Here is a 9,310-nt window from a genome sequence, read left to right on the forward strand (position 1 = left end):
TTTGACTTAAATTGACTTATGCGGAAGTGGTCGAGCGTACGAGGTCAAGCAACAACGCTCGACACAAAATACCTAAACTCTGAGTGAGATTGTTTTTAGCGGAAGTGGCGGAACTGGCCGAGCGCAAAAGGTTAGACTACAGCGTTCGGCACAAAAGACCTAAACTCCGACGATTTGACTTAAATTGACTTATGCGGAAGTGGTCGAGCGTATGAGGTCAAGCAACAACGCTCGACACAAAATACCTAAACTCTGAGTGAGATTGTTTTTAGCGGAAGTGGTCGAGCGTATGAGGTCAAGCAACAACGCTCGACACAAAATACCTAAACTCTGAGTGAGATTGTTTTTAGCGGAAGTGGCGGAACTGGCATACGCGCAGGTCTCAGAAGCCTGTGTCGCAAGACTTGAGGGTTCAAATCCCTCCTTCCGCACCACGAATTTAAGTAAACGGAGTCAGACGGGATTTGAAGCTCGCGAGCGCCGACCAACGGGAGGAAAAGGCCTCCGGCCGACAGCGAGCGAGGGGAGGTTACTTAAGCCGCCTCTGGCGGCGTAGTAACCAAATCCCTCCTTCCGCACCAATTTTGTTTTGTCTTACTCGGACAAAATTGATCCTGAGGAGGATGCAGTTAGACAGCAGTCCGACGAAGGACCTTATCAATTTGTGAGTTACACATATATGCAGTGAAGGTATTTCGGCAGCTAAAATGCTCACAATTCGTTCGTATTTTTAACGCTGCCTCAATATCAAATTTGCGAGCAAATTTGGACCTTATCAGTTCACGAGTATAACATTATCATATGAATCATTTAAAATTTAGATATTGGCTTATAATTATATCAATAGGCGCAGCTGTGCTCTCCCTTGGCGGATGCGCGACGCAAGGGCCTCATTTAAAAGTGGAACCGTCCCTGCTGAAGGACGCTAAGAATTTCGGCGGTATTCAGTATGTGCCGCTGGTGAAGGTATGCGATACATACGGATTGGAATGTAAATGGGATAGCGTGATAAAGAAGGCTGTGATAAAAAATAGGGCAAACGAGATCGCCCTTATGGCCGGCAGCGACAGGATACTGGTAAATGATACGGAGAAGAAACTTGATAACCCTGTGGTATTTAACTCCGGAGCCCTCTTTGTGCCTGTATCGTTCGTCAGGAATAACCTTGGCGCGGTCATCGGGAGCCGTGTTGTAGAAAAAGCGCCGCAAATAGAGGCGCCCAAGAGGGTCACGATAAAGACGGTGGTGCTGGATCCCGGGCACGGCGGGCATGATGCCGGCGCGATCGGCAAGAGGCTCAGGCTCTGCGAGAAACATGTAGCGCTGTCGGTGGCTAAGAAGGTGAGGGATATCCTGCAGGAGTCCGGAATCAAAGTGATAATGACGCGCAGCAACGATACATTTATCCCGCTCCCAAAGCGCGCGGAAATGGCGAATCGCAGCAGAGCCGACCTGTTTGTCTCGATCCATATAAACGCGTCGCGCTCGAGGGCGACGAAAGGGTTCGAATGTTATTTTTTGTCCAACGCTACGGATGACAATGCCCGCGCGCTCGAAGCCTTCGAAGACTCTTCCCTTAAGTTGGACGAAGGGGTGAGGGCCGAGCGTTCGAGGCAGTTGGACAAGACGCTGTGGGACATGGCGCTTACCGAGAACAGGCGCGAGTCGGCCGAACTTGCCGGATACATATGCGATTCTGTGGATAAGAGTGAAGCGCTGGAGAACAAGGGCACAAGGTCGGCAAGATTTTACGTCCTCAAATATACGCAGATGCCTTCCGTCCTTGTAGAGGCGGGGTATATCAGCAACAGGTACGAGGAACTCAAGCTTAAAGAGCCGAAATTCCAGGACAGGATAGCTGACGCGGTTGCCGATGGCATACTGAGGTATAAGAAAGAGTACGAAAGGACGGAAGGATTTACCAAGACATGAGCGACACAAGGCCTATAGGCGTATTCGATTCCGGGGTGGGAGGCCTTACGGTAGTAAGCCAGATACAGAAGATCCTGCCGAACGAAGAGATCATATATTTCGGCGATACCGCCAGAGTGCCTTACGGGACGAAGTCAAAAGAGACGGTAACAAGGTTCTCGGTCGAGAATATCGAGTTCCTGATGAAAAATAATGTCAAGATAGTCATCGTCGCCTGCAACACCGCTTCATCCCTGAGCCTCGATTTTCTGAAGAGGTGTTTCAGGGTCCCGATAATAGGGGTAATAGAACCCGGGGCGAAAGCGGCTGTGAAAGCGACGCGGAATAATATCGTAGGAGTGATCGGAACTCAGGCCACAATATCGTCGGGCGCTTATGAGAGGGCTATAAAAAAGATCGATCCTAAGAAGTCTATATTTGCCCAGAGCTGCCCGTTATTCGTTCCGCTTGTCGAAGAAGGGTGGATCGATAAGGGTGTGGCGCGTGAAATAGCGTCGATATATCTGAAGCCGCTGAAGAGCAACAAGATCGATACCTTGATCCTGGGCTGCACCCACTACCCGCTCTTGAAGACCGTTATAGGCTCTCTTATGGGTAAGGGCGTTTTACTTGTCGATTCGGCCAAAGAGGTGACTGAAGAGGCCAGGGATGTGCTTGATTCGAGCGGGCTATTGAACGGCTCAAAAGGAAGGCGATCGCATAAATTCTTTGTAAGCGATGAACCTGCGCGATTCGTGAAAATTGGAGAGAGATTCCTGAAGCAGCGTATAGAATGTGTGAAGAGGAGCGACTGATGTACGAGATAAGGATAAAGTCTAATTTCAGTGCCGCCCACAACCTGAGGAATTATCGCGGAAAATGCGAAAAGCTCCACGGGCACAACTGGGTGTGTGAAGCGGCATTCTCTTATAAGGCCCTTGATAAGAACGGCCTGGCCGTAGATTTCAGGCATGCAAAGAAGATGTTAAAATGCGTCCTCGAGAAGCTCGACCATTCATATTTGAACGACTTGGGATCATTTAAAAGATCGAACCCGACGTCGGAGAACATAGCAAAGTTCATATACGATAGCCTTAAGCTTAAGAACAAGCACCTGAAGTCAGTCCTCGTATGGGAGAACGAAAACTCCTGCGCCCTGTTCGCTGGGGAAGGAGAAGATAATTGAAAGATAAGGCTGTGATCCTGCTTTCGGGCGGGCTCGATTCCGCTGTGACGCTCTTTTATGCCGTAAAAAAAGGCTACGACTGCTATTGCCTATCGTTCGATTACGGACAGCGGCACTGTGCCGAACTGGAGCAGGCCAGGCGGATAGCTAATGCGGCGGAAGCGGAATTCAGGCTCGTAAAACTGGATATGTCATGGGGCGGCTCCGCGTTGATCGATGAAGCGATAGGCCTTCCTGTGGGCAGGAGTCCGGAGGAGATAAAGAGAGGCGGCGTGCCTGTTACGTATGTACCCGCGCGCAACACAGTTTTCTTAAGCATCGCGGCGTCGTTCGCGGAAGCTATTGCGGCGGATCGTATATTCATAGGAGCCCATTTTGAGGATTCGAGCGGTTATCCGGATTGCCGGAAGGAATATCTCGAGGCGTTCAACAGGGTTGTAGAGACCGGCACAAAGAGGGGGATCGAGGGTGATCTTCGCCTGGAATTTCCGCTGATAGATAAAAGCAAGAGCGAAATAATAAGACTGGGACATTCCCTGGGCGTTCCGTTCCAGTTCACGAGGTCATGTTACGCGGGGTCGGAGAAGCCGTGCATGGAGTGCGACTCCTGCGTACTGAGGGCAAAGGGTTTCAGTGAAGCGGGGATCGCCGACCCGCTGTTAGACTCCATTCTTTTCTAAAATAATCAGACCTACGAGGTGTGACGGGTTTAAGTAATCACTCCTCGTAGGTCTAACATAGATCATTGGTTGACTGTATGAATAAGCAAAAAGCGGAAATAGTGGATATATTCTCGTCCGTGCAGGGAGAGGGCGTCTTTCTGGGCGCGCGGCAGGTATTTGCGCGGTTTAAGTCCTGCAATCTCGAATGCGCGTATTGCGACGAACCCCGCGACGGTGCCGCGGAAGAGCTTACCTCGCTGGAGCTTATGGCCAGGATAAATACTTTGGACGAATCAAGAGGGCCGCACCATTCGGTCTCACTTACCGGAGGCGAGCCTCTCTTATACGCCGATTATTTGAAGATATTCTTGAAGATACTGAAGAAGCGAAAGATGAAATCTTATCTGGAGACGAATGGGACGCTTCCGTATGAGCTGCTGCATATAATCGATCTCATCGATATCATCGCGATGGATTTTAAGCTGCCGTCGTCTACCGGCCTGCAGCCTTTCTGGAAAGAACATTTGGAATTTTTGAAGATAGCGTCAAAGAAGAAGGTCTTTGTTAAGGTCGTCGTTACATGCGACACCGCGCAGGAAGATATTGAAAAAGCTGTCAAGACCATAAAGAAGGTCAATGAGAACATACCTCTGGTGATACAGCCCTCCACGCCGCTTAATCTGCGCGAAAGGGCGCTCGATAAAGAGACACTGCTGAAATTCCTGGATGTGGGCCTAAGGAGTAATCTGGATAATATACGGGTGATACCGCAGGTCCATAAGATGCTCGGGGTAAAATAAGGGGTAGAGAAAGGAAGGGCGGGGTGAAGAGATCTTCATATGAGGGGTTGCAGGATAAGGTCCGCGGATTGAAGACGCCGGAGATAGAGACGTGGAATAATAAATATCCGGAAAGAGACTATGTGATAAAGATAGAGATGCCGGAATTTACGAGCCTCTGCCCGAAGACGGGCCTGCCGGATTTCGGCAATATAACCATACGCTATATCGCTGACAAGCTGTGCCTGGAGCTCAAATCACTCAAATATTACATCATGTTCTACAGGGACGTCGGCATGTTCAGCGAGCACATCGTTAATAAGATGCTGGACGATGTGGTCAGGGCGTGTAAGCCAAAGTGGGTGGAGATAGTCGGGGAATTCAACGCCAGGGGCGGAATTAAGACGAGCGTCAGCGCGGAGTATAAGAAAGATTAAAGAATATGAGAGAAGTGAATGTTTCTAAAATAAAAGATACGGTTCGCGAGTTGTGCCTGAAGGCGAATTTTGACCTCAGGAAAGACGTTCTGAAGGCGCTGAAAGATTCCTTGCGGAAAGAGAAGGACGCCCGCGCCAGAGGGATATTAAAATCCGTGATCGAGAACGCGAAACTTGCTAAAACCAAACGCATCGCCATATGCCAGGATACGGGCATGGCAGTCGTCCACATGGAGATAGGGCAGGATGTGTTTTTAGCCGGAGGAGACCTTAAGAAGGCGGTCGATGAAGGGGTGAGGGATGCATACAGCAAAGGATATTTGCGGAAGTCGGTCGTCGGCGACCCGATACTCAGGGAGAATGCCGGTACCAATACGCCGTCTGTTTTACACACAGAGATCGTCGAGGGTGATAGGATCAGGATATCGGTATCGCCCAAAGGTTTCGGGAGCGAGAATAAGAGCCGCATAATGATGTTCCGTCCGACAGACTCTGTTGAAGATATAAAACGGTTCGTGGTCGACGTCGTTAAGGATGCGGGGCCCGCAGCCTGTCCTCCGTTCGTTCTGGGAATAGGTATCGGCGGCACGTTCGAGGGAGCGGCCCTATTGGCGAAAAAAGCCTTATTGAGGCCTATAGGCGAGAAGAATCCGGCGAGGCATATTGCGCGGATAGAAAAAGACCTTGTTAACAGCATAAACGCGCTCGGGATGGGGCCGATGGGCCTCGGGGGCGGTACGACCGTTTTGGGCGTGAATATACTGGAGGCTCCGACCCATATAGCGGGCCTTCCTGTCGCGGTAAATGTAAGCTGCCACGCGACGAGAAGCGCGGGAGCGGTAATATGACCCAGATCAGTATTACGACGCCGCTTACTGCTGAAGCCGCGAAAAAATTGAAGGCCGGCGACGAGGTTAGCTTAAGCGGCATAATATTTACGGCAAGGGACGCGGTGCACAAAAAGTTATATGATATAATTAAAAAAGGAAAACACTTACCTTTGAACTTGAAGGACGCGGTAATATATTATGCCGGTCCTACTCCGCCTCCTCCAAGGAAGGCGGTCGGCTCCTGCGGCCCTACTACGAGTTCCAGGATGGATCCGTTCACACCCGCCCTGATCGAGATGGGGTTGCGGGGTATGATAGGCAAGGGCGAGAGGTCGGAAGAAGTGAAGAAGGCCATGAAGAAACATGGATGCGTATATTTTTTAGCGACAGGAGGCATAGGCGCTCTCTTATCAACAAAGGTGAAGTCGGCGAAGACGATACTATTTAAGGAGCTGGGGCCGGAAGCTGTGTATAAACTGGAAGTCAAAGATTTCCCGCTCATAGTGGGAATAGATCCGAAAGGGAAAGACGTTTATGAACCCTGCACCTTCAAAAGAAGGGCGGGACAGAGAAAGAAGGTGCAGGGTGAAAAGGCGAAATGGAAGAAGCAGCGACGAATTAAGGAAGATCTCAATAACTAGAGATTACATAAAATACGCGGAAGGGTCCTGCCTGATAGAGTTGGGGGATACCAAGGTCATAACCACAGCTACTATAGAAAATTCCGTGCCGCCATTCCTGAAAGGAAAAGGCAAGGGGTGGGTTTCGGCGGAATACGGGATGATACCGAGGTCATGCAGGACGAGGGTCCAGAGAGAGGCGTCGAAGGGCAAGCTCGGCGGCAGGACGCATGAGATACAGAGGCTGATAGGAAGATCGATGCGCACAGTAGTGGATACGTCGAAGATAGGGGAACGGACCATATGGATGGACTGCGACGTGATCCAGGCCGACGGAGGGACGAGGTGCGCCAGTATCACGGGAAGTTTTATATCGATGGCTATCGCCCTTGAGAGCATGCGCGGGAAAGGCATGATAGAAGAGATACCGATAAAGGATTATGTCGCGGCCGTCAGCGTCGGGATGCTGGAAGGGAAAGCAGCGCTCGACCTCGATTATGACGAGGACTCGACCGCGGAAGTTGATATGAATGTAATAATGACGGGTAAGGGAAGATACATAGAGATACAGGGGACGGCCGAGAGGGAGCCGTTTGACAGGGAGGATATGAATAAGATGCTCTATCTCGCAAAGGAGGGGGTAGGAGATCTCGTAGCACTCCAGAAGAAGGTCCTGAAAGGGCTGGTCCGTGCCTGATATACGATTAAACGATATTGTCATTGCTACAAGGAACGAAAAGAAGCTGCATGAGCTCCGGAGATATCTAAAAGGTATCAGGGTGAGTGTTCATTCGCTGAACGGCCTCGGCAAAGTCCCGAGGATAGTGGAGAACGGCGACACCTTTAAGAAGAACGCGGCGAAGAAGGCGCTCGTGATATCCAGGTGCACTAAAGGCGTTGTGCTGGCGGACGATTCGGGGCTCGCTGTCAGGGCCCTCGGAGGCTCGCCGGGCGTCAGGTCATCGAGGTTCGCGGGGCCCGGAAAAAGCGACAAGGCAAATAACGGGAAGCTGCTGAGGCTGCTTGAGCACCTGCCCCTGGAAAAGAGGCAGGCAAAGTTCGTCTGCGCCGTCGCAGTGGCTGATAACGGCAGGCTGGTAAAAATAATAGAAGAGGACTGCAAGGGGCTGATAGCATTTTCCGTAAGAGGCGGACACGGGTTCGGGTATGACCCGTTGTTCCTTATCCGTAAATATAACAAGACATTCGGTGAACTCGGACTCAAAGTGAAAGACAGGATGAGCCACCGCTCGAAAGCAATGAAGAAAGCGCGCCGGTTCTTGAAAAAGTATTTAAAAAATAGGATTTAAATTACGCGGTTGAATTAAAGTAGCGAAAATGCTAGATTAATTTTCGAGCAAGCTATAGTCTCACTCTGGCGCGTCGAGAAATTCCGTACGGGAGACCTTCTCGACTCGGCATACAGAAGACGATGGCCTCGCTCGAAGAATAAGAAAGCGGGGCGTAGCGCAGCTTCCGCCGAAGGCGGATCCGCCATGAGTAGTTTTAAGTTGGGTTTAGGCGGAGGCTAGCGCCAGAGTTTGATAAGATTACGTAGTTTCGGGGCGTAGCGCAGCTGGCTAGCGCGCTTGCTTTGGAGCAAGAAGTCGACAGTTCGAATCTGTCCGCCCCGACCATCATATAGATAGAGCATAAGTTTAGTGCGCCTATAGCTCAACTGGATAGAGCACGAACCTTCTAAGTTCGGGGCTGACCGTTCGACCCGGTCTAGGCGCGCCATTTTATAATAAGCATCTCTTGTTCGAACCCGCCTGCCCGCAAGCTATCTCTTGCAGGCGGGCAGGTCAGGCCAGGGACGCCAATTTTGCGAAGCAAAGTACTTAAAGTCAATGCGAAAGCGAAAATTGATCCCGTGATTTGCTATAATCTTACTCCGGCAAATCATCCCGAGTAGCAATAGCCTAATTTGCGCTACGAGGGAAGGTAGCTATAGTTATACCGAGGCTACGAGGGACTACCGCTAAAAGGAGGCTATAGCACTTGACTGTGGTATAATCCTTTCATTTGACAAGTCGGCTCTTGCAGTATAGAATACTTGCATGGTAAAGAAAAAGTGCCGTGTTTGCGGCAAGTACATTTGGATAAAAAATTGTCATGCAAAAAAAGGTTGGGGGAAATATTGCTCCAAAAAGTGCCAGGCCAAAACTCAGATAAAAGGTAAATGGCTCGAATGTGACTATTGCGGGAAAAGGATTTATAGAACTCCTAAAGATTTTAAAAGGTCAAAGAGTAAAAAGTTTTTCTGCTCGGTAAGTTGCCATTGTTCTTGGGAAAACGAAAACAAGCGTTGTGGCGAAAACGCTCCAAATTGGATTGCCGGGCAAACTGCTTACCGGAAATTATTACAGAGATGCGGCAAGCAGGAAAAATGCGGCAATTGCGGAATCGAAGACAAAAGGGTTTTGGTTGTTCATCATCGTGACTCTAACCGAAGGAATAACAAGCCGGAAAATCTAGAATGGCTTTGCAGGAATTGTCATTGTATTGTCCATATAAAGTAGACGATTTCGTGGTGGCTATAGTGTAAAGGTTAGCACGGCAGACTGTGGCTCTGCCCGCACGGGTTCGAATCCCGTTAGCCACCCCAAAGTGGACGCCCTTGCGAAACACAGGGCGTAAGGGCCAAAGCCTTATCCTGACTTATCGTCGGGGTAGGGCTTTTGCCTTTTTGGGCGGGTATTTGATCGATATATTTGGGTAAGGTGTCAACTAGGGCCTGTTCTATGTACATATTTATGGTTATTTTGTCATCATAGATGATGATATCCTTGATAAGCGCCTTTAGGAGACTCTGCTGGGCTTCCGGCGGCGCTTGATCGAGGTATTGCATGGCAATCCTGATGTTTGAATAGAGGAACTTGCCG

The 9,310-nt window shown here is 49.9% G+C and carries 11 protein-coding genes and 4 tRNA genes; 14 read left to right on the forward strand and 1 reads right to left on the reverse strand.

Going from position 1 to position 9,310, the window contains the following annotated elements:
- The first annotated feature begins 349 nt into the window (after positions 1-349).
- From WC592_08780 to WC592_08845, 14 genes are all read left to right on the forward strand, one after another.
- Positions 350-434, forward strand: a tRNA-Leu gene (locus tag WC592_08780).
- Between the two features lie 367 nt (positions 435-801).
- Positions 802-1,932, forward strand: coding sequence for an N-acetylmuramoyl-L-alanine amidase (locus WC592_08785; protein ID MFA4982543.1), 1,131 nt, complete (start codon positions 802-804; stop codon positions 1,930-1,932).
- The gene (gene murI, locus WC592_08790; protein MFA4982544.1) at positions 1,929-2,726 is read left to right on the forward strand and encodes a glutamate racemase; all 798 of its coding nucleotides are present in this window, start codon (positions 1,929-1,931) and stop codon (positions 2,724-2,726) included. Before WC592_08785 ends, murI begins: the two co-directional genes overlap by 4 nt.
- Positions 2,726-3,097 carry a 6-carboxytetrahydropterin synthase QueD gene (queD, locus tag WC592_08795; GenBank protein MFA4982545.1) on the forward strand — a complete coding sequence of 124 codons (372 nt, stop codon included), beginning with the start codon at positions 2,726-2,728 and terminating at the stop codon, positions 3,095-3,097. Before murI ends, queD begins: the two co-directional genes overlap by 1 nt.
- Positions 3,094-3,777, forward strand: a complete 684-nt coding sequence (gene queC, locus WC592_08800; GenBank protein MFA4982546.1) for a 7-cyano-7-deazaguanine synthase QueC — start codon at positions 3,094-3,096, stop codon at positions 3,775-3,777. The genes queD and queC overlap by 4 nt, the downstream gene beginning before the upstream one ends.
- Before the next feature lie 77 nt (positions 3,778-3,854).
- A complete protein-coding gene (locus tag WC592_08805) occupies positions 3,855-4,559 on the forward strand; it encodes a 7-carboxy-7-deazaguanine synthase QueE (GenBank protein ID MFA4982547.1) in 705 nt (234 codons plus the stop codon).
- A 23-nt stretch (positions 4,560-4,582) separates the two neighbouring features.
- Positions 4,583-4,975 carry a preQ(1) synthase gene (queF, locus tag WC592_08810; GenBank protein ID MFA4982548.1) on the forward strand — a complete coding sequence of 131 codons (393 nt, stop codon included), beginning with the start codon at positions 4,583-4,585 and terminating at the stop codon, positions 4,973-4,975.
- Between the two features lie 5 nt (positions 4,976-4,980).
- On the forward strand, positions 4,981-5,823 hold the full coding sequence (locus WC592_08815; protein ID MFA4982549.1) for a fumarate hydratase: 843 nt from the start codon (positions 4,981-4,983) through the stop codon (positions 5,821-5,823).
- Positions 5,820-6,446 carry a FumA C-terminus/TtdB family hydratase beta subunit gene (locus WC592_08820; protein ID MFA4982550.1) on the forward strand — a complete coding sequence of 209 codons (627 nt, stop codon included), beginning with the start codon at positions 5,820-5,822 and terminating at the stop codon, positions 6,444-6,446. Before WC592_08815 ends, WC592_08820 begins: the two co-directional genes overlap by 4 nt.
- Positions 6,391-7,122, forward strand: coding sequence for a ribonuclease PH (gene rph, locus WC592_08825; GenBank protein MFA4982551.1), 732 nt, complete (start codon positions 6,391-6,393; stop codon positions 7,120-7,122). Before WC592_08820 ends, rph begins: the two co-directional genes overlap by 56 nt.
- Positions 7,115-7,735: an RdgB/HAM1 family non-canonical purine NTP pyrophosphatase gene (gene rdgB, locus WC592_08830; GenBank protein MFA4982552.1), complete on the forward strand. Its 621-nt coding sequence runs from the start codon at positions 7,115-7,117 to the stop codon at positions 7,733-7,735. The genes rph and rdgB overlap by 8 nt, the downstream gene beginning before the upstream one ends.
- 251 nt (positions 7,736-7,986) lie before the next feature.
- A tRNA-OTHER gene (locus tag WC592_08835) sits at positions 7,987-8,062 on the forward strand.
- Positions 8,063-8,088: 26 nt separating this feature from the next.
- Positions 8,089-8,165, forward strand: a tRNA-Arg gene (locus WC592_08840).
- Between the two features lie 793 nt (positions 8,166-8,958).
- Positions 8,959-9,033 (forward strand) — tRNA-His (locus WC592_08845).
- Here the strand turns inward: WC592_08845 and WC592_08850 are convergent.
- On the reverse strand, positions 9,022-9,310 hold a 289-nt coding region (locus WC592_08850; protein ID MFA4982553.1), incomplete at its 5' end, for a hypothetical protein. The genes WC592_08845 and WC592_08850 overlap by 12 nt on opposite strands.

This window comes from Candidatus Omnitrophota bacterium (assembly GCA_041648975.1).
Lineage (GTDB): Bacteria > Omnitrophota > Gorgyraeia > 2-01-FULL-45-10 > 2-01-FULL-45-10 > JAQUSE01.